Origin of the sequence: Klebsiella sp. R445, assembly GCF_051131755.1 — a bacterium.
Taxonomy (GTDB): domain Bacteria; phylum Pseudomonadota; class Gammaproteobacteria; order Enterobacterales; family Enterobacteriaceae; genus Klebsiella; species Klebsiella lignicola.
Genome location: NZ_CP180446.1, coordinates 4,239,800 through 4,260,400, shown reverse-complemented (window position 1 = coordinate 4,260,400; position 20,601 = coordinate 4,239,800). Strand labels below are relative to the sequence as shown.

Below are 20,601 nucleotides of genomic sequence, written 5' to 3'. Positions count from 1 at the left end.
CTTAGAGCAAATGAAATTACTAAATGGAATGAGTTGTTACCCAAAAGAATAACGAGCTGGAAATACAAATATCAAAAAGTGCTTAACACGCGATTTTTCCGCGATTTAAGAGGAAATGAAATTGTTTAACCCCGGTCACAGTTTCATACTACATGGGTTAAAATATTCCCGCCGAGAAAGGACCTTTCTATGTATTCCGCGTTGTGCCGCCGCCTGCTTCCCCTGGCGCTTGGCGCAGGTTTTGTCTTCTCCGCCCCGGCGTTCAGCGCCATGGGTGATACCGCAAATACCCAGGCTCGTCATATCGCGACAGTTTTCCCCGGCAGAATGACCGGAACGCCCGCAGAGATGCTGTCGGCGGATTACGTTCGCCAGCAATTTGCCCAGATGGGCTACCAGAGCGACATTCGCAGCTTCCACGCGCGCTATATCTACAGTAATAAAGATGCGCGCAAAAACTGGCAAAACGTCACCGGCAGCACCGTCATCGCGGCACATGAGGGCTCAGATCGCCAGCAGATCATCGTGATGGCACACCTCGATACCTATGCGCCAAGAAGCGATACCGATGTCGAGAACAACCTCGGTGGCTTAACCCTGCAGGGTATTGACGATAACGCCGTCGGGGTAGGCGTATTGCTGGAGCTGGCGGAACACCTGAAAAATGTCCCGACCCGTTACAGCATCCGCTTTATCGCCTCCAGCGGCGAAGAAGAAGGTAGCCTCGGCGCGCAAAATGTCCTCAAACGGATGAGCGATGCGGAGAAGAAAAATACGCTGCTGGTGATTAATCTCGACAATCTGGTGGTCGGCGATAAGCTCTATTTTAACAGCGGCCGCAGCACTCCCGCCGCGATCCGCAAACTTACCCGTGACCGCGCCCTGGCCATCGCCCGCAGCAAAGGCATTGCCGCCTACACCAATCCTGGGCTCAATCCTGATTATCCCAAAGGTACCGGGTGCTGTAATGACGCCAGCGTTTTTGATAGCGCCGGGATCCCGGTGTTATCCGTAGAGGCTACCAACTGGGCGCTGGGCAAGAAAGATGGCTATCAGCAGCGCAACAAATCGGCCTCTTTCCCGCAGGGCACCAGCTGGCATGACGTGCAGCTGGATAACCAACAGCATATCGATAAAGCCCTGCCGGGCCGCATCGAGCACCGCAGCCGCGATGTCGTCAAAGTGATGCTGCCGCTGATCAAAGAGCTGGCGAAGACCGAAACGCAGCGTTGACTGGGCTGGCTGGTTACAAAAATGCCCTCGTCGTTCAGACAGAGGGCATTACAGGAAAATGGCTACAGGGCCAGCTATTTACCCTTCGTGCAATCCGCACTCGCGCTTCAGGCCAAAGAAGCGCGTCTCTTCTTCCGCCATGCCCGGTTCCCATTTGCGGGTCGTATGGGTATCGCCCACCGACAAATAGCCCTGGTCCCACAGCGGGTGGTACTTCAGGCCGTGTTTTTGCAGATACTGGTAGACGGTACGGTTATCCCAGTCGATGATCGGCAGCACCTTAAAGACGCCGCGCTGGATAGCCAGCACCGGTAACGTGGCGCGGCTGCCGGACTGCTCCCGACGCAGGCCCGCAAACCAGGTCTGGGTGTTCAGCGATTTCAACGCCCGGTTCATCGGTTCGACTTTGTTGATCTCGTTGTATTTCTCAATCCCTTCAACGCCCTGCTCCCACAGCTTGCCGTAGCGTGCTTCCTGCCAGGCTGGGCTGGTTTCTGCGCGATACACCTTCAGATTGAGCTGCAGCTTGTCGGTAAGCTCGTCGATAAACTGATAGGTTTCCGGGAACAGGTAGCCGGTATCGGTGAGGATCACCGGGATATCCGGGCGGATCTGATTCACCAGATGCAAACTGACCGCCGCCTGAATACCGAAACTGGAAGAGAGCGCATAGTCGCCCGGCAGGTTTTCCAGCGCCCACGCGACGCGCTCCTCGGCGCTGAGCTTCTCCAGCTGCGCGTTGGTTTCCGCTAGTTGCAAAACGCGATCGACCTTCGGTAATTCGTTAAGCACGTTTAGATCGAGTACGGACATAAGGACCTCATTAGCCTGTTTCGTCGGGCGATACTGCCTGTGCCCGGCCTACAAAACCAGTACGCCCGATAAGCATAACCTTAGCGGGCGATGCTGAGTTATTCCCAGAAATCACGGGCTGGGTCGAGCACCGGGCGAACGATGCCCGCACGCACCGTAAAGTCGCCGAAGCCTTCACCCGCTTCACGCTCCTTCGCCCAGCGCCCTACCAGCTGGTCAATCGAGTCGAGGATCTCCGACTCGGTAATGTTCTCGCGATACATGCGTGGAATACGCGTTCCGCTGCGGTTACCCCCCAGGTGCAGGTTGTAACGACCCGGCGCTTTACCCACCAGCCCGACTTCCGCCAGCAGCGCACGGCCACAGCCGTTAGGGCAACCGGTCACACGCGTTACGATATGCTCATCGCTGACGCCATGTTTGCTCATCACCCCGTCCACCTTATCGATAAACGACGGTAAGAAGCGCTCGGCTTCGGCCATCGCCAGCGGACAGGTCGGGAAGGAGACGCAGGCCATCGAGTTTTCACGCTGCGGAGTGACGGCATTCATCAACCCGTGATCGCGCGCCAGCTTTTCAATCCGCGTTTTTTCCGCTTCCGGTACGCTGGCGATAATCAGGTTCTGGTTCGCCGTAATCCGGAACTCACCTTGGTGGATCTTCGAGATCTCCAGCAGGCCAGTTTTCAGTGGACGGCCCGGATAATCAAGGATACGACCGTTTTCAATAAACAGCGTCAGATACCATTTATCATCGATCCCTTTGACCCAGCCAATGCGATCGCCGCGACCGGTGAACTCATACGCCCGGATCGGCTCGAACTTAATGCCTGCCCGGCGCTCAACTTCAGCCTTGAAGGTCTCAACGCCAACGCGCTCAAGGGTATATTTCGTCTTCGCATTTTTACGGTCGGTACGATTACCCCAGTCGCGCTGAGTCGTCACCACCGCTTCCGCCACCGCTAACGTATGTTCGAGCGGCAGATAGCCGAACTCGCTCGCCGTGCGGGCATAGGTTTTTTTGTTGCCGTGATCGATAGACAGACCACCGCCCACCAGCAGGTTAAAACCAACCAGCTTACCGTTTTCAGCAATCGCCACGAAGTTCATGTCGTTGGCGTGCAGATCGATATCGTTCTGCGGCGGGATCACCACCGTGGTTTTGAACTTACGCGGCAGATAGGTTTGGCCGAGGATCGGTTCTTCGTCGGTGGTGGCGACCTTTTTCTGATCGAGCCAAATCTCAGCATAGGCGCGGGTACGCGGCAGCAGATGCTCAGAGATCTTTTTCGCCCACTCGTAGGCTTCAGCATGCAGCTGAGACTCGTTCGGGTTCGAGGTGCACAGGACGTTACGGTTCATGTCGTTGGCGGTCGCCAGCGCATCCAGGCCCACCGAGTGCAGCATCTGGTGCACCGGCTTCACATGCTTCTTCAGAATGCCGTGAAACTGAAAGGTCTGGCGGTTGGTCAGACGAATGCTGCCGTAAATGGTGTTATCGGCGGCGAATTTATCAATCGCCTGCCACTGCGTGGTGGTGATCACGCCACCCGGCAGGCGGCAGCGCAGCAGCATCGCATGGCGCGGCTCCAGCTTCTGAGCCGCACGCTCGGCGCGAATGTCGCGGTCATCTTGCTGATACATGCCGTGAAAGCGAATCAGCAGGAAGTTGTCGCCATTAAAGCCACCGGTAAGGGAGTCGTTTAAGTCTTCTGCAATCGTGCCGCGCAGGTAGTTGCTCTCTACCTTCATACGCTCGGCGTCGGCCAGTTTACCTTCAACCACCAGGGGTCCAGGATGTTTTTCGCTCATTAGTAGACATCTCGCTGATAACGGCGCTCAACGCGCAGCTCACTTAAAAATTCGTCCGCCGCTTCGGCGTCCATCGCGCCGAATTCGGCAATCACTTCCAGCAACGTCTGTTCGACGTCTTTTGCCATACGATTGGCATCGCCGCAGACATAAATATGGGCACCGTCATTAATCCAGCGCCACAGTTCGGCCCCCTGCTCGCGCAGCTTGTCCTGAACATAGACTTTTTGTTGTTGATCGCGGGACCAGGCCAGATCGATACGGCTCAGTACGCCCTCCTTGACGTAGCTTTGCCACTCGACCTGATACAGGAAATCTTCCGTAAAGTGCGGGTTGCCGAAGAACAGCCAGTTCTTCCCGTCTGCCCCTTCCGCCGCACGCTGCTGCATGAAGGCACGGAACGGCGCAATGCCGGTACCCGGACCAATCATGATGACCGGCGTTTGCGGGTTAGCCGGCAAACGGAAGTTATCGTTGTGTTCAATAAAGACGCGAACTTCACCATCTTCTTCCAGACGGTCGGCGAGGAAGCTGGAGGCGCCCCCTGCACGAGCGCGGCCTTCGATATCAAAGCGCACGACGCCCACGGTCACGTGGACTTCAGTTTCCACTTCCGCCTGCGACGAGGCGATAGAGTACAGACGCGGCGTTAACGGACGCAGCAGCGCAATCAGCGCCTCGGCATCAAGCTGCGCCGGGGAGAAGCGCACCATATCGACGATCGGTGTGGTCGCCGCATAATGTTGCAGCTGCGCCTTATCGCCCACCAGCGGCAACAGTGATTCGCTGCGGGTCAGGGTGGCATAGTTCTCGACGATATTGCCGGTATTCACCGTCAGTTCAAAGTGCCATTCCAGCGCTTCGGCCAGCGGCAGCGTTTTACCGTCAACGGTAACAGGCTCATCGCCCTTCAGCCACAGCAGTTCAACCAGCTCTTTTACCAGCGCCGGGTCATTCTGATACCACACGCCCAGCGCATCGCCCGGCTGGTAGCGCAGGCCGGAATCTGCAAGGTCAATTTCAATGTGGCGCACGTCTTTTTCGGAATCACGGCCGGTGATTTTCTGGTTCACCGCCAGCGTCGCCGTTAGCGGCGCTTCTTTGGTATACGGGCTGGAGTGAATGTCGTTGACCGCACCGGATGCAACAGCCTGAACCGGCGCCGCGACCGGTGCCCGTGCTTTCAGCACCTCGACCACCCGCGCACGCCATTCTGCCGCCGCCGGTTGATATTCGACATCGGCATCCACGCGATCCAGCAGGCGTTCACCACCCAACTCCGCCAGGCGGCTATCGAAGTCTTTCCCGGACTGGCAGAAGAATTCATAAGAGGTATCGCCCAGGCCGAAGACCGCAAAAGCCGTCCCGGTCAGCGCTGGCGCTTTTTTCGAGAACAGGAACTTATGCAGCGCGACGGCTTCTTCCGGCGACTCGCCTTCACCCTGAGTAGAGGTCACGATCACCAGCAGTTTTTCGGAGGCAATTTGTTTGAATTTATAGTCGCCTGCGTTAACCAGCTTCACGTTCAGCTGCGCTGCCTGGAGATCGTCCCGCAGCGCTTCCGCTACCCGACGGGCGTTGCCGGTTTGCGATGCGGAGATAAGAGTAATGCTCGGGGCTTCTGCCGCCTGGGCAGGTACCGCAACCGCGGCACCGGACTGCTGATTCAGCACGCCCCAAAAATAGCCAGAAACCCAGGCAAGCTGAGTTGGGGTGAAATCTGTCGTGGCCGCCTGAAGGCGCGCCATTTGCTCCGGGTTAAGCGGCAGCAAATTGGAAGATGGGGCCTGTGTCGTCATGCGTCGTTATGTTCCAGTAAGCTAAGCTGTTCATCGCACCCTGTCAGCGCGGCAAAAACAGAAGAGATTGTAAGGTTAACGGCGCAGATAATAACAATTAAAGAAGGGATGGAAATAACAAATAACCAAATGGACTAACCTGTTTTAGTTATAGTTATTAACAACAAAAACGATTATCTAACTACATAAAATATAACGATATCTTTCCTGACAACATAGTCAATGATGCTGTTTTCCCTCAGGATCGGTTTTAGTTAATGATAAAAAATAGACTTTCCGGTACCCTACGGCGGTTTTTTTGTCTTATGAGAATGAAAGATGTCCACCACCCTGTTTAAAGATTTCACCTTCGAAGCCGCCCATCACCTGCCTCACGTACCGGAAGGTCATAAGTGCGGTCGCCTGCACGGTCACTCTTTTATGGTGCGTCTGGAGATTACCGGTGAAGTCGATCCCCACACGGGCTGGATCATGGATTTTGCCGAGCTCAAGGCCGCCTTTAAGCCGATCTACGATCGTCTGGATCACTACTATCTGAACGATATTCCTGGCCTGGAAAACCCGACCAGCGAAGTGCTGGCCCGTTGGGTCTGGGAACAGATGAAACCTGTCGTGCCGTTGCTGAGCGCAGTGATGATTAAAGAAACCTGTACTGCAGGATGCATCTATCGCGGCGAGTGATATCCCGGTCGGGCGGCGTGTCGTCCGCCTGGTCTGTCGAGCAAAAAGGCCCGGTTCACAGTATGTGACCGGGCCTTTTTATCAGGCGATATTCAGATACTTATGCGTTTGCATGGAGAGGCGCCAGTTCCGCGCAATGCAGGTCTCGATGCACAGGCGCGTTGCGTCTTCTTTTTGGCTGATCGGTTGCAGGGCAATAATCCGCGGCTTGTCATCCGTCAGCGTTTCCAGCAGTTCATCGAGGGCTTCAATATCGCGCACGCGTCCTACCGGATGTTTAATTTCATCGGCCCGCTGCAATGCCTGGGACAGCACATCATAGCCGCCGCGCATATTCACCTTCGGCGATACCGTCACCCAGGTATGAGGGCTACAGCGCACTTCATGGGTGCCGCTGGTTTCTATCTGGCAGCTAAAGCCGTTTTGCTCCAGCAACACGGTCAGCGGCGTTAAATCATGAATACAGGGCTCTCCGCCGGTGATCACCACATGGCGGGCCGTCCAGCCCTGGCGGCCAATAATAGCCAGCAGATCTTCGCCGCTAGCCGGACCCCATTTATCGCTCTCTTTGGTTTTCGCCAGAATGCTGAACAGCGACACTTCCCGATCGGCAAGCTTATCCCAGGTATGTTTGGTGTCGCACCAGGCGCAACCGACCGGGCATCCCTGCAGACGGATAAAAATGGCGGGCACGCCGGTGAAGTAACCCTCGCCTTGCAAGGTCTGGAACATCTCGTTAATCGGGTACTGCATAATCATCTCGGTGTGGGGTTATGAGCGCACATTATCGCAGATTTGTCGGCTCAGGTCTTGTCCGCAGCTGCGGGGTCATTTTGATGTAACAGAATATGTTTAATAACCGTCATATAAAAATCAAACAAAAATAATAAAACAGCTAAATTTCAAATACGTACAAACAGATACATATTATTGTGAATCTATTATCGGCTGCCATAGTCCAACCTAATCCGCCGCGCTTCATTAACTTAAAATAGTCTTAAGACAGCGCACAAATAGCCCTTTTTTTATTTACCCACCGTTTAATTTCCCGCGCCTAAAATCCGCAAATCAACCATGATGAGACGGTATTCATGAACACATTATTAATTACAGGCGTGACCGGATTTCTGGGCGGAGCGGTTTTAGAAAACATTCTTAATCAGATGAATGAGGTGAACCTGCTGCTGTTAGTCCGTGCCGATTCGGACATGGCCGCGGTGGAACGGGTCAAAGAAAACCTGCGTAAATTCAACATCGCCGAAGAGAATCTGGCGGCGCTGACCCCGCGCAATATGCTGTTGGGAGATTTGGCCAATCCCGACACCTTTCTCAGCGACCCGCGACTGCAGCAGGTGACCCACGTGATTAACTGTGCCGCCGTCGCTTCCTTTGGCAACAATCCACTGATCTGGAAAGTGAATGTCGAAGGCACGTTGAAGTTTGCCCAGACCATGGCGCAGGTAGGTACGCTGCAACGCTTCCTGCATGTGGGCACCGCGATGTCCTGCTCGCCAGAACCCGATTCACTGGTGGCGGAAAGCGCAGTATTCCGTGAACGTGCAGAGCATCTGGTTGAGTACACCCATTCCAAATCAACCATCGAACGCCTGATGCAGCAGGAATGCCCGACGCTACCGCTGGTCATCGCCCGCCCCTCGATTGTGGTGGGCCACACTCACCACGGTTGCCAGCCTTCCAGCAGTATCTTCTGGGTGTTCAGCATGGGGCTGATGCTGCAAAAATTCATGTGTTCGATGGAAGACCGTATCGATGTGATCCCCGTCGATTACTGTGCCGATGCATTGCTGATGCTGCTCAGCAGTCCGCTGGCCCGTGGCGAGGTGGTTCATATTTCTGCCGGGGAGGAGAATAGCGTGAAATTTGCCGAGATTGATAACGCCATGGCGTGCGCGCTGGAGAAGGTTCCCGTCGGCGATAAGTATGCCCAGGTGAGCTATGAGACGCTGGTGAAGATGCGCCGTGAGCTGAAGGATATCTTTGGGCCCTGCAATGAACGCCTGATGCTCAAAGCGATGCGCCTGTATGGGGCTTTCGCCACGCTTAACGTACGGTTCAGCAACGATAAGCTGCTCAGTATGGGAATGCCGAAGCCGCCGCGCTTTACCGATTATATCGACCGTTGCGTGCAGACCACCCGTGGGCTGACCATTCCGCAGCAGATGGCCGTTGATTTTAAATAGACGGATTGCAGACATAAAAAAACCCGCCGAAGCGGGTTTTTTCTTAAGAGCGAAAGTCAGACTTACTGACCTTTGATCTCTTTACGACCGTTGTACGGTGCTTTTTCACCCAGCGCTTCTTCGATACGAATCAGCTGGTTGTATTTAGCAACGCGGTCAGAACGGCTCATAGAACCAGTTTTGATCTGGCCTGCAGCGGTACCAACAGCCAGGTCAGCGATGGTAGCGTCTTCAGTTTCGCCTGAACGGTGAGAGATAACGGCAGTGTAGCCAGCGTCTTTCGCCATTTTGATCGCAGCCAGAGTTTCGGTCAGAGAACCGATCTGGTTGAATTTGATCAGGATGGAGTTAACGATGCCTTTGTCGATACCTTCTTTCAGGATCTTGGTGTTGGTTACGAACAGATCGTCACCAACCAGCTGGATTTTGTCGCCCAGGACTTTAGTCTGGTATGCGAAACCATCCCAGTCAGATTCGTCCAGACCGTCTTCGATAGAAACGATCGGATACTGTTTGGTCAGGTCTTCCAGGAAGTGAGTGAACTCTTCAGAGGTGAACGCTTTGTTGCCTTCGCCAGCCAGAACGTATTTACCGTCTTTGTAGAATTCAGAAGCTGCACAGTCCATCGCCAGAGTGATGTCGGTACCCAGCTCGTAGCCAGCAGCTTTAACCGCTTCTGCGATAACTGCCAGAGCTTCAGCGTTGGAACCCAGGTTCGGCGCGTAGCCACCTTCGTCACCAACTGCAGTGTTCATACCTTTAGCTTTCAGAACTTTAGCCAGGTTGTGGAACACTTCAGAACCCATACGTACGGCTTCTTTCAGGGATTTAGCGCCAACCGGCTGAATCATAAATTCCTGGATGTCGACGTTGTTGTCAGCGTGCTCACCACCGTTGATGATGTTCATCATCGGAACCGGCATGGAGTATTTGCCCGGAGTACCGTTCAGCTCAGCGATGTGCTCGAACAGCGGCTGGCCTTTAGAGGCAGCAGCTGCTTTGGCGTTAGCCAGAGACACGGCCAGGATGGCGTTTGCACCGAAGTTAGATTTGTTTTCAGTACCGTCCAGGTCGATCATGATTTTATCGATGCCAGCCTGATCTTTGGCGTCTTTGCCAAGGATTGCCTGAGCGATCGGGCCGTTGACAGCGCCAACAGCTTTCAGTACGCCTTTACCCATGAAACGGGATTTGTCGCCATCGCGCAGTTCCAGCGCTTCGCGGGAACCAGTAGAAGCACCTGACGGAGCTGCTGCCATACCAACGAAACCACCTTCCAGGTGTACTTCGGCTTCAACAGTCGGGTTACCACGGGAGTCGATGATTTCACGACCGATGACTTTAACGATTTTGGACATTAGGTTTTCCTCAGTACAAGTTAAACTAAAACTCCAGACAAACAATGCACCCAAATGGGTGCATTGCCGTTCTAACTCATTTTACTTCGCCTGACGCTTTTGATACTCGCCTGCCGCTTTCACAAAACCTGCAAACAGCGGGTGGCCATCACGTGGCGTTGAAGTAAACTCCGGATGGAACTGACAAGCGACAAACCACGGGTGATTCGGCACTTCGATGATCTCGACCAACTGATCATCCCCGGAACGGCCCGCAACACGCAGGCCCGCATTTTGAATCTGTTTCAACAACATGTTGTTGACTTCGTAGCGGTGACGATGACGCTCAGTAATGGTTGATTCGCCGTACAGCTGGCGAACCAGGCTTTCGTCTTCCAGCTGGCACTGCTGCGCGCCAAGGCGCATGGTGCCGCCGAGGTCGCTCTTCTCAGAACGAACTTCAACGTTGCCTTCTTCATCACGCCATTCGGTAATCAGGGCCACAACCGGGTACTTACAGTCTGGCACAAATTCCGTCGAGTTGGCGTTCTCCATTCCCGCGACGTTACGCGCAAACTCAATCAGCGCAACCTGCATACCCAGGCAAATACCCAGATATGGAATTTTGTTTTCACGCGCATAGCGTGCAGTGGCAATTTTACCTTCAACACCGCGGTAGCCGAAGCCACCCGGGATCAGGATAGCGTCCAAATCTTTCAGAATTTCGACGCCGCGCGTTTCCACATCCTGCGAATCAATCAGCTTGATGTTGACGGTAACGCGGTTCTTCAGACCACCGTGTTTCAGCGCTTCGATCACCGATTTGTAGGCGTCCGGCAGTTCAATGTACTTACCGACCATACCAATGGTGACTTCGCCAGCCGGATTGGCTTCTTCGTAAATAACCTGTTCCCATTCGGCCAGGTTCGCTTCCGGACAGCTTAAGCTGAATCGTTTACAAATATAATCGTCCAGCCCCTGAGATTTCAACAGGCCCGGAATTTTATAAATGGAATCGACGTCTTTCAGAGAAATAACAGCCTTTTCCGGAACGTTACAGAACAATGCAATTTTAGCACGTTCGTTGGCCGGTACCGCCCGATCGGAGCGGCAGATCAGAATATCTGGCTGAATACCGATAGAAAGCAGCTCTTTCACGGAGTGCTGAGTCGGTTTGGTTTTGACTTCGCCGGCGGCTGCCATGTACGGCACCAGGGTCAAATGCATAAACAGAGTATGCTCACGACCAATCTCTACGGCCATCTGACGGATAGCTTCGAGGAACGGCAGGGATTCGATATCACCGACGGTACCGCCGATTTCAACCAGCACCACGTCGTGACCTTCACCACCGGCAAGCACGCGCTCTTTGATCGCGTTGGTGATGTGTGGGATGACCTGTACGGTCGCGCCCAGATAATCACCGCGGCGTTCTTTACGCAGAACGTCGGAGTAGATACGGCCCGTAGTGAAGTTGTTGCGGCGGCTCATTTTGGTGCGGATGAAGCGCTCGTAGTGACCCAGGTCCAGGTCGGTTTCAGCGCCGTCTTCAGTAACGAACACTTCCCCGTGTTGGATTGGACTCATGGTACCCGGATCGACGTTGATGTACGGATCCAGTTTCATCATGGTCACGTTAAGCCCACGGGCTTCAAGAATAGCGGCGAGGGAAGCTGCGGCAATGCCTTTACCCAGAGAGGATACGACCCCGCCGGTCACAAAAATATAGTTCGTTGTCATGCTGAACCTGAGAAGTTAGGTTTAAAAGACGATGGAATAACCAAGACGGGAAAGCAGTATACCCGATCATGACTGACGCCACAAACTTTCATTCTCCCTCCTTTTCAGCAGGCTCACACAAACACAGGGAGTGAGAAAATAGCCGCTTTTGGCGAAATGTTTTTGACGCAAATCAAGCGCTTGTTATTTAAAAAATCACACAAATGGCGCTTGATCACGAAAACTCGTTAGAGATCAGTTTCCTGCCGTTTTACCTCTTGCCACACGGTTTCCATGGTTTCGAGGTCAACGCCGGTCATTTCTAGCCCACGGGCGGCCACAATTCGTTCAACTTCGCGGAAACGGCGTTCAAATTTAAGGTTCGCTTTTTGCAGCGCCACTTCGGCTTTTACCCCTAAATGGCGGGATAAATTGACGGTCGCAAACAGCAGATCGCCCATTTCCTCCTCCAGTTTAGCCTCATCCACGACGGCCTGCTGCGCTTCATGCATGACCTCGTCGATCTCTTCATGCACTTTGTCCAGCACCGGGCCCAGCGAGGTCCAGTCAAACCCTACCGCCGAACAGCGGCGCTGAATTTTATGCGCGCGCATCAACGCCGGCAGGCTGTGCGGAATATCATCCAGCGCGGAATGCTGTGATTTTTCGGCCCGCTCGGCGCTTTTTATCTGCTCCCAGCGCGCCAGCACTTCGGCGCTATCGCCGGCGGTCGCTTCTCCGAAGATATGCGGATGGCGGCGCTCAAGCTTGTCGCTGATAGCCGCGCAGATATCGTCGAAGTTAAAGCGCCCTTCTTCCTGCGCCATCTGCGCGTAGAACACCACCTGAAACAGCAGGTCGCCCAGCTCACCGCGCAGATCGTCGAAATCTTCACGACTGATGGCATCCAGCACTTCGTAAGTTTCTTCGAGGGTATAGGGGGCGATGGTGGCGAAGGTCTGCTCTTTATCCCATGGACAGCCGTTTTCCGGGTCGCGCAGGCGCTGCATAATGCCGAGCAGCCGGTCGATTTGGTTCATCTTTTTTCCTGTTGAAAACGATAATGCCGGGTACGGATTTCGCCTTACCCGGCTAACGTGAAAGCGTATCCCCGGCGCTGCCGGAGAAAGCAAAATACGATCAATTAGCCACCGTGCAGACGGCGGGCATCAATCACATCCGGTACCTGGTTCAGTTTCCCGAGCACGCGGCCCAGCACCTGTAGGTTGTAGATTTCAATGTTCATGTCGATCGTCGCCAGCTGCTGTTTGGTATCGCTACGGCTGGCGACGCCGAGCACGTTAACTTTTTCATTGGCGAGGATCGTGGTGATATCCCGCAACAGGCCGCTGCGATCGTTGGCGACAACACGAACCACCAGCGAATAACCGGCGGAGTAGCTTTCTCCCCACACCGCATCGACGATACGCTCTGGCGCATGCGACTGCAGTTCCGTCAGTTGATCGCAGTCTGCCCGGTGTACCGAAATCCCGCGTCCCTGGGTGATAAAGCCGACAATCTCATCGCCCGGGATGGGCTGGCAGCAGCGCGCAATGTGGTGCATCAGGTTACCGACGCCTTCCACCACCACCCGACCATTGTCTTTACTGCGGCTCTGCGGCGCCCAGCTTTTCTGCTGTAGCTGTTTCAGCGCTGCCGCATCCTGCTCTTCGGCGCTCGGCTTATTGAACTGCGCCTGCAGGAAGTTGACCATCTGGTTAAGGCGAATATCGCCGCCGCCGATAGCCGCCAGCAGTTCGTCCAGCTCGTTGAAGTTATAGCGCGGCAGCAGGTGTTTCTCTGCCTCCTTGAGGCTGATCCCCAGGTGCTCAAGCTCATCGTCCAGGATCTGCCGCCCGGCAAGAATGTTTTTGTCGCGATCCTGTTTACGGAACCAGGCGTGAATTTTGGAACGCCCGCGGCTGGTGGTCACATAGCCGAGGTTCGGGTTCAGCCAGTCGCGGCTGGGGTTCGGCTGCTTCTGGGTGATGATTTCAATCTGATCGCCCATCTGCAACTGGTAGGTAAACGGCACGATGCGCCCGCTGATTTTGGCACCAATGCAGCGGTGACCGACGTCACTGTGAATGTGGTAGGCAAAGTCGAGCGGCGTGGAACCGGCGGGTAAATCCACCACATCGCCTTTCGGCGTAAAGACATACACCCGGTCGTCGAAGACCTGGCTACGGACTTCATCCAGCATTTCACCCGAATCGGCCATCTCTTCCTGCCAGGCGATCAGTTTACGCAGCCAGGCGATACGGTCTTCATAGCCGCGCCCGCCGCTCACGCCTGCGCTGGCGCCCTCTTTGTACTTCCAGTGCGCCGCGACGCCCAGCTCGGCATCTTCATGCATCTGCCGGGTACGGATCTGGATCTCGACCGTTTTTCCCCCTGGCCCCAGCACCACGGTATGAATCGACTGGTAGCCGTTCGGTTTGGGGTTGGCAACGTAATCATCGAACTCATCCGGCAGGTGGCGATAGTGGGTATGGACGATCCCCAGTGCGGCATAGCAGTCCTGCAGGCGCTCGGCGACAATACGCACGGCCCGCACGTCAAACAGCTCATCAAAGGTGAGGTGTTTTTTCTGCATTTTTCGCCAGATGCTGTAGATATGCTTCGGCCGCCCGTAGACCTCAGCCTTGACGCCTTCGGTTTTCATTTCGGAGCGTAAATGCCCCACGAACTCATCGATGTAGTGTTCACGGTCGATGCGCCGTTCGTGCAGCAGTTTAGCAATGCGTTTGTATTCATCGGGATGCAGATAGCGGAAGCAGTAGTCCTCCAGCTCCCATTTCAGCTGGCCGATCCCTAAGCGGTTAGCCAGCGGCGCATAGATGTTGGTGCACTCTTTTGCCGCCAGCACGCGTTCGTCTTCGGGCTCATCTTTGACTTCCCGCAGGTGGGCGATACGCTCGGCGAGCTTGATGACCACACAACGGAAATCATCGACCATCGCCAGCAGCATGCGGCGGATATTATCAACCTGCTCCGAGGAGACGGAATCGGTGTGGGTGGCTTTAAGCTGGCGAATAGCCGCCATATCGCGCACGCCGTGAATCAATGTGACGACGGATTTACCGACGCTCTCTTGCATCACCTCTTCGCTAACGACGTTGCCGTCCGCCAGCGGGAACAGCATGGCGGCCCGTAACGTGTCGATATCCATACTCAACGTGCAGAGTATTTCCACCATCTCCACGCCGCGCCATAACAGAAGGTCCGCTCGAGGATGTCCCTGCGTTTTTTCGCGACAGTAGTCCCAGGTTTCGGCTAAGCGTTCACACGACTGCTGGCTGGAAATTCCCAGACTCGCGATCCATTTCTTCGGGTCAAATTCACCAGCTTTATTAAGATGTGCACTTCTTACCGCAACCATTGTCCTCTCCTTAAGGGACCTGGCCTGCCGAAGTCGGCAAGCCTCAACTTTTACACCTCATCCTTCAAACCGCATCAGCGTTGGCTTTTTCGTTCACCTCAGCCACCGACCTGGGCCTGTGCTTGGGAACTGACTATGTTGCCACCTCGATACGATACGAATGATGTTATGTAAGCTTTTGCTCGAACAACACCATCGATTCCAGATGTCCGGTATGCGGGAACATGTCCAGCATCGCCAGGCGTTGGATCGTATAGCCTGCCTGTAACAGGTGTTCGCTATCACGTGCCAGCGTCGCCGGGTTACAGGAGACATAAACCACGCGACGCGGCGCGAGTTTTATAATCTGCGGTATCACCGCTGGCGCCCCGGCTCGCGCCGGATCGATCAATATTTTATCAAAACCACGCTTCGCCCACGCCTGACGGGTAACATCTTCTTCCAGATTTTCATGAAAGAATGTCACGTTGTGCAACTGGTTGAGTGCGGCATTTTCCCGCCCCTTCTCCACCAGCGCCGGAACACCTTCAACCCCGACGACCTCAGTGGCGCGTGTCGCCAGCGGCAGCGTGAAATTACCCATACCGCAGAACAGATCGAGCACCCGGTCCTGCGGCTGAACGTCCAGCCACGCCAGAGCGGTCTGCACCATCTGTTGATTGACGCCGTCATTCACCTGAATAAAGTCGCGCGGACTGAACATTAAGCGTAGCCCGTCTGACGTATACCATGGCGCTTCGCCACGAATATGCTCCAGTATCTCGCTTTGTGGGGCCAGATACAGGGCAAGATCATGAGTTTGCGAAAATCGTTCCAGTTTTTCTCTGTCGCCTGCCGGTAACGCCGCCGTGTGGCGCAGGATCATCACCGGGCCATTATCCGCCAGCACCAGTTCGACATGCCCCAACTGACGCTGGGATTTCAGCCCCGTCAGGCAGGCCCGCACCGCCGGCAGTAATGCCTCAAGATCGGGCACCAAAACAGGGCATTGCACCACATCGACAATGTCGTTGGAATTGGCCTTGCGAAACCCCATCTGTAATTGTTGGGACTTCGGCTGGTAATTCAAGCTCAGACGCGCACGCCGGCGATATCCCCACGGCGAAGCGGCTATAATATCGTCAACATCGTGTTTCATGAGTCGCGCAAGCGCGGCACGCTTACTGTGCTGCTGTAGCTCAATGCTGGCATGCTGTTGCTGGCAGCCGCCGCAAACGCCAAAATGCGGGCAGTGCGGTGCCTGACGCTGCGGGCTATCACTCAGACGGCGTTTGACCTGGGCCCGGGAGTACTGTTTTTTGTCTTCCACCAGCACAACTTCGGCCTGTTCCTGTGGCAGTAAGCCACTAACAAATAGCGCTTTACCATGGTGACGCGCAACGCCCTGGCCAAAGGGATCGAGGTCGTTTACTGTCACGGTTATGATCTGGCGCGTCGTCACACGCCGTTTTGCAGAGTAGAATTGCGCCATCGTAGAGATTTGTCTCAATCAAAATAAACCGACTCTATACACGAGTCCTTTCAAGATACATCAGCGCGGCGGGCAGGAGTCCACGACAGCGTGTGTAAGCCCGGCACTGAGGCCAGCAACGCAGAGGCACTTGAAGGATGAAGCGTATATTCTCCCATAACGGAACCGCATGACCAACTACAGCCTACGTGCTCGCATGATGATTCTTATTCTGGCACCTACCGTACTCATTGGTTTGCTGCTCAGTATTTTCTTCGTCGCCCATCGCTATCACGACCTGCAGCGTCAGCTGGAAGACGCCGGAGCCAGCATTATTGAACCACTGGCGGTCTCCAGTGAATATGGCATGAATCTGCAAAACCGCGAGTCAATCGGCCAGCTCATTAGCGTATTGCATCGCCGCCACTCCGATATTGTGCGGGCCATTTCCATCTACGATTCGCAGAACCGCTTGTTTGTCACCTCTAACTTTCAGCTGAACCCCAGCGAACTGCGTCTGCCGAAAGGGGCGAAATTTCCCACTCAGCTCACCGCGATACGCGAAGGCGACGTGATGATTTTGCGTACCCCGATCGTCTCCGAAAGCTATTCGCCAGATGAATCACCGGGGACCGACGCCAAGATGCCCGGCAATATGCTGGGCTATGTGGCCCTCGAGCTCGATCTGAAATCGGTACGCTTGCAGCAGTACAAAGAGATCTTTATCTCCAGCGTCATGATGCTGTTCTGCATTGGCATTGCGCTCATTTTCGGCTGGCGCTTGATGCGCGATGTCACCGGCCCGATCCGCAATATGGTGAATACCGTTGACCGAATTCGCCGTGGGCAACTGGATAGCCGCGTCGAAGGCTTTATGCTCGGCGAGCTGGATATGCTGAAAAATGGCATTAACTCGATGGCGATGTCGCTGGCGGCTTACCACGAAGAGATGCAGCACAATATCGATCAGGCGACGTCCGATCTTCGCGAAACTCTCGAGCAGATGGAGATTCAGAACGTTGAGCTGGATCTGGCGAAGAAGCGCGCCCAGGAAGCCGCGCGTATCAAGTCGGAGTTCCTTGCTAATATGTCCCACGAGCTGCGAACCCCGCTCAATGGGGTGATTGGCTTCACCCGCCTGACGCTGAAAACTGACTTGAACACCACCCAGCGTGACCATCTCACCACGATTGAACGCTCGGCAAATAACCTGCTGGCGATCATCAATGACGTGCTGGACTTCTCCAAGCTGGAAGCCGGTAAGCTGATCCTGGAAAGCATTCCGTTCCTGCTGCGCAATACCCTGGATGAAGTCGTCACCCTGCTGGCGCATTCGGCCCATGATAAGGGGCTGGAGCTGACGTTAAACATCAAAAACGATGTGCCGGATAATATTATCGGTGATCCGCTGCGCCTGCAGCAAATCATCACCAATCTGGTCGGGAATGCCATCAAGTTTACCGAACATGGCAATATCGACGTGCTGGTCGAACAGCGGGCGCTCAGCAACACCAGCGTGCAGATAGAGATCCAAATCCACGATACCGGCATCGGTATTCCCGAGCGCGACCAGTCCCGGCTGTTCCAGGCCTTCCGCCAGGCCGATGCCAGTATTTCCCGCCGTCACGGCGGCACCGGGCTTGGGCTGGTGATTACCCAGCGGCTGGTCAAAGAGATGGGCGGCGATATCTCCTTCCACAGCCAGCCCAATCGCGGCTCCACCTTCTGGTTCCATATCAGTCTCGACCTCAACCCGAACGCCGTTCAGGAGAGTCCGCTGACGCCGCTTCTGGCGGGCAAAACGCTGGCCTATATCGAGGCCAACGCGACGGCGGCGCAGTGCACTCTGGAGCTGCTGGCCACCACGCCGCTGGAGGTGGTCTACAGCCCAACCTTCTCCGCGCTGCCGAAAGCGCACTACGATATTCTGCTGGCCGGGCTCCCGGTGTCGATGCGCGATATTAGCCAGCAGAAAGACAACCTGGCGAAAGCCTGCGCCATCGCAGATCATTTGCTGCTGGCGCTCCCCTGCCACGCGCAGATAAATGCCGAATCCCTGAAGCAGGATGGCGTCGCCGCCTGCCTGCTCAAACCGCTGACCGCCACGCGTTTAGTGCCGGCGCTTATCGCCTCCAGCCGCACCAGAACCCCCGCCGCCCTTCCCCACACCGACAGCAATAAGCTGCCGATGACGGTCATGGCGGTGGATGATAATCCGGCAAACCTCAAGCTTATCGGCGTGTTGCTGGAGGATCTGGTGCAGCACGTGACGCTGTGCGAAAGCGGCCAGCGCGCGGTGGAGCAGGCCAAAGAGATGCAGCTGGATCTGATTCTGATGGATATCCAGATGCCGGATATGGACGGCATTCGTGCCTGCGAGCTGATTCGTCATCTTCCCCATCAGCAGCAAACCCCGGTGATCGCCGTGACCGCCCACGCCTTCGACGGGCAGAAAGAAAAGCTGATGAACGCCGGCATGAATGACTATCTGGCGAAGCCCATCGAGGAAGAGAAGTTATACAACCTGCTGCTGCGCTATCAGCCGGGAGGCCATGTCGCGCCGCCGTTAACGGCAGAAACCATCGAGCCGCCCATCGACCATAACGTAACACTCAACTGGCAGCTGTCGCTACGCCAGGCCGCAATGAAGCCTGACCTGGCGCGAGAAATGCTGCAAATGCTGATCGCCTTTATGCCGGAGGTGCGCAATAAAGTGGAAGAGCAGCTGGTGGGCGAAGAACCGGAGGGGCTGTTGGATCTGATTCATAAGCTCCACGGCAGCTGTAGCTACAGCGGTGTGCCGCGGCTGAAAAAGTTGTGTCAGACCCTTGAAAGCCAGCTGCGGACCGGAACCGCAGCTGAAGATCTGGAGCCGGAGCTGCTTGAACTGCTGGATGAGATGGATAATGTCACGCGGGAAGCCTGCAAAATGCCAGGAATCAAAACGCCGTATAGCGGATAGCACGCTGCCTGTCCGGGCTACCGTCGGCCCGTATCCCGGATAGCACGACGCTTATCCGGGATACGGCTGGGAGTTAACGTTGCTGGCCGAGTTTCAGCACCGCGGCGACGTTTCGCGCCGTCATGCGCACATTGTCTGCCGCATTGGCCAGCGCCTCTTCAAGGGTGCACACCGAATAGATCACACTAAATACTGCATCCAGGCCATGCTGATGCACAACACCAACATCGGCGGTCAGGCTGCCAGCGATGGCAATCACCGGTACGTTGTAGCGCTGGGCGACCTTCGCGACCCCGACCGGCACCTTGCCGTGAATGGTCTGGCTATCAATGCGCCCTTCGCCGGTGATCACCAGGTCGGCATCGGCGACCAGTTCGGCGAGATGCAGGGCATCGGTCACTATCTCAATCCCCGGGCGTAATCGGGCACCACAGAACGCATACAGCGCCGCGCCCATGCCGCCGGCGGCACCGCCGCCTTCCAGCTGCAGGACATCGACGGTTAAATCACGTTGGATAATCTGCGCGAAATGCGCCAGCGCCCGATCCAGGCGAACGATCATCTCCGCCGTCGCCCCTTTTTGCGGGCCAAATACCGCCGTTGCCCCCTCCGGGCCGGTTAGCGGGTTAGTCACATCGCAGGCAACATCAATGCGACAATCGGCGAGCCGGCTATCCAGCCCGCTGAGGTCAATGCGCGCTAGCTGCTCCAGGGCACCGCCCCCGGCGGCAATCTGCTGGTTATCCTGCGTCAGCAATTTGGCCCCCAGCGCCTGCACCATCCCGGCGCCGCCATCGTTGGTTGCACTGCCGCCAATGCCGATAATAATCTGCTGGACGCCCGCATCCAGCGCGTGACGGATCAGCTCCCCGGTTCCCCAGGTGGTGGTGATTAAGGGATTGCGGCTGGCCACCGGGACGCTTTCCAGGCCGCTGGCTGCCGCCATTTCGATAAAGGCGCAGCGTTCATCCCCGGACAGGCCGTAAAACGCCTGCACCAGTTCCCCCAGCGGGCCGGTCACGGTCACCTGTACCAGATGTCCCTGAGTGGCGGCGACCATCGCTTCGACGGTCCCTTCGCCGCCGTCGGCAACGGGCAGTTTGACATACTCCGCGTCGGGGTAAATCTCCTGAAACCCCGCCTCTATCGCGGTCGCAACCTCCAGGGCGCTCAGACTCTCCTTGTATGAATCCGGCGCAATCACAATTTTCAT

The 20,601-nt window shown here is 55.6% G+C and carries 14 protein-coding genes; 4 read left to right on the top strand and 10 right to left on the bottom strand.

Annotated features, from left to right (window positions below; all coding sequences use genetic code 11):
- Positions 1-189 precede the first annotated feature (189 nt).
- Complete coding sequence (locus ACMYSN_RS20075; protein ID WP_462495930.1) at positions 190-1,233, top strand: Zn-dependent exopeptidase M28; 1,044 nt, start codon at positions 190-192, stop codon at positions 1,231-1,233.
- A 78-nt stretch (positions 1,234-1,311) separates the two neighbouring features.
- On the opposite strand, the gene cysH is transcribed toward ACMYSN_RS20075, so the two are convergent.
- The 3 genes from cysH to cysJ all read right to left on the bottom strand — a co-directional run bounded on the left by cysH (position 1,312) and on the right by cysJ (position 5,656).
- A complete protein-coding gene (cysH, locus tag ACMYSN_RS20070; RefSeq protein WP_123756725.1) occupies positions 1,312-2,046 on the bottom strand; it encodes a phosphoadenosine phosphosulfate reductase in 735 nt (244 codons plus the stop codon).
- A gap of 98 nt (positions 2,047-2,144) precedes the next feature.
- A complete protein-coding gene (cysI, locus tag ACMYSN_RS20065; protein WP_462495929.1) occupies positions 2,145-3,857 on the bottom strand; it encodes an assimilatory sulfite reductase (NADPH) hemoprotein subunit in 1,713 nt (570 codons plus the stop codon).
- Positions 3,857-5,656, bottom strand: a complete 1,800-nt coding sequence (cysJ, locus tag ACMYSN_RS20060; RefSeq protein WP_123756723.1) for an NADPH-dependent assimilatory sulfite reductase flavoprotein subunit — start codon at positions 5,654-5,656, stop codon at positions 3,857-3,859. The genes cysI and cysJ overlap by 1 nt, the downstream gene beginning before the upstream one ends.
- Before the next feature lie 318 nt (positions 5,657-5,974).
- On the opposite strand from cysJ, the gene queD reads away from it, so the two are divergent.
- Entirely contained in the window at positions 5,975-6,337 is a 363-nt protein-coding gene (gene queD / locus ACMYSN_RS20055) for a 6-carboxytetrahydropterin synthase QueD (protein WP_174509763.1), read from the top strand.
- Positions 6,338-6,418: 81 nt separating this feature from the next.
- Here queD and queE read toward each other — a convergent pair whose 3' ends face one another.
- Positions 6,419-7,090 (bottom strand): 7-carboxy-7-deazaguanine synthase QueE, encoded by a 672-nt coding sequence (gene queE / locus ACMYSN_RS20050; protein ID WP_123756943.1) that lies wholly within the window; start codon positions 7,088-7,090, stop codon positions 6,419-6,421.
- 338 nt (positions 7,091-7,428) lie between these two features.
- Between queE and ACMYSN_RS20045 the strand changes: the two genes are divergently transcribed.
- On the top strand, positions 7,429-8,538 hold the full coding sequence (locus ACMYSN_RS20045; protein WP_462495928.1) for a Rossmann-fold NAD(P)-binding domain-containing protein: 1,110 nt from the start codon (positions 7,429-7,431) through the stop codon (positions 8,536-8,538).
- Positions 8,539-8,600: 62 nt separating this feature from the next.
- On the opposite strand, the gene eno is transcribed toward ACMYSN_RS20045, so the two are convergent.
- From eno to rlmD, 5 genes are all read right to left on the bottom strand, one after another.
- On the bottom strand, positions 8,601-9,896 hold the full coding sequence (gene eno, locus ACMYSN_RS20040; RefSeq protein ID WP_462495927.1) for a phosphopyruvate hydratase: 1,296 nt from the start codon (positions 9,894-9,896) through the stop codon (positions 8,601-8,603).
- Between the two features lie 81 nt (positions 9,897-9,977).
- Positions 9,978-11,615 (bottom strand): CTP synthase, encoded by a 1,638-nt coding sequence (gene pyrG, locus ACMYSN_RS20035; protein WP_462495926.1) that lies wholly within the window; start codon positions 11,613-11,615, stop codon positions 9,978-9,980.
- Between the two features lie 227 nt (positions 11,616-11,842).
- Positions 11,843-12,634: a nucleoside triphosphate pyrophosphohydrolase gene (gene mazG / locus ACMYSN_RS20030; RefSeq protein ID WP_462495925.1), complete on the bottom strand. Its 792-nt coding sequence runs from the start codon at positions 12,632-12,634 to the stop codon at positions 11,843-11,845.
- Between the two features lie 104 nt (positions 12,635-12,738).
- Positions 12,739-14,976 (bottom strand): GTP diphosphokinase, encoded by a 2,238-nt coding sequence (gene relA / locus ACMYSN_RS20025; RefSeq protein WP_123756717.1) that lies wholly within the window; start codon positions 14,974-14,976, stop codon positions 12,739-12,741.
- A 166-nt stretch (positions 14,977-15,142) separates the two neighbouring features.
- Positions 15,143-16,447: a 23S rRNA (uracil(1939)-C(5))-methyltransferase RlmD gene (gene rlmD / locus ACMYSN_RS20020; RefSeq protein WP_462495924.1), complete on the bottom strand. Its 1,305-nt coding sequence runs from the start codon at positions 16,445-16,447 to the stop codon at positions 15,143-15,145.
- A 169-nt stretch (positions 16,448-16,616) separates the two neighbouring features.
- Here rlmD and barA point away from each other — a divergent pair, with 169 nt between their 5' ends.
- Positions 16,617-19,388, top strand: a complete 2,772-nt coding sequence (barA, locus tag ACMYSN_RS20015; protein WP_462495923.1) for a two-component sensor histidine kinase BarA — start codon at positions 16,617-16,619, stop codon at positions 19,386-19,388.
- Positions 19,389-19,461: 73 nt separating this feature from the next.
- Here the strand turns inward: barA and ACMYSN_RS20010 are convergent, their stop codons facing one another.
- The gene (locus tag ACMYSN_RS20010; RefSeq protein ID WP_462495922.1) at positions 19,462-20,601 is read right to left on the bottom strand and encodes a glycerate kinase; all 1,140 of its coding nucleotides are present in this window, start codon (positions 20,599-20,601) and stop codon (positions 19,462-19,464) included.

Coding starts and splice junctions, on each gene's coding strand:
- mazG (WP_462495925.1), bottom strand. CDS start 12,634: ATGAACCAAATCGACCGGCTGCTCGGCATTATGCAGCGCCTGCGCGAC.
- queE (WP_123756943.1), bottom strand. CDS start 7,090: ATGCAGTACCCGATTAACGAGATGTTCCAGACCTTGCAAGGCGAGGGT.
- ACMYSN_RS20010 (WP_462495922.1), bottom strand. CDS start 20,601: ATGAAAATTGTGATTGCGCCGGATTCATACAAGGAGAGTCTGAGCGCC.
- ACMYSN_RS20075 (WP_462495930.1), top strand. CDS start 190: ATGTATTCCGCGTTGTGCCGCCGCCTGCTTCCCCTGGCGCTTGGCGCA.
- cysH (WP_123756725.1), bottom strand. CDS start 2,046: ATGTCCGTACTCGATCTAAACGTGCTTAACGAATTACCGAAGGTCGAT.
- rlmD (WP_462495924.1), bottom strand. CDS start 16,447: ATGGCGCAATTCTACTCTGCAAAACGGCGTGTGACGACGCGCCAGATC.
- pyrG (WP_462495926.1), bottom strand. CDS start 11,615: ATGACAACGAACTATATTTTTGTGACCGGCGGGGTCGTATCCTCTCTG.
- relA (WP_123756717.1), bottom strand. CDS start 14,976: ATGGTTGCGGTAAGAAGTGCACATCTTAATAAAGCTGGTGAATTTGAC.
- cysI (WP_462495929.1), bottom strand. CDS start 3,857: ATGAGCGAAAAACATCCTGGACCCCTGGTGGTTGAAGGTAAACTGGCC.
- ACMYSN_RS20045 (WP_462495928.1), top strand. CDS start 7,429: ATGAACACATTATTAATTACAGGCGTGACCGGATTTCTGGGCGGAGCG.
- queD (WP_174509763.1), top strand. CDS start 5,975: ATGTCCACCACCCTGTTTAAAGATTTCACCTTCGAAGCCGCCCATCAC.
- eno (WP_462495927.1), bottom strand. CDS start 9,896: ATGTCCAAAATCGTTAAAGTCATCGGTCGTGAAATCATCGACTCCCGT.
- cysJ (WP_123756723.1), bottom strand. CDS start 5,656: ATGACGACACAGGCCCCATCTTCCAATTTGCTGCCGCTTAACCCGGAG.
- barA (WP_462495923.1), top strand. CDS start 16,617: ATGACCAACTACAGCCTACGTGCTCGCATGATGATTCTTATTCTGGCA.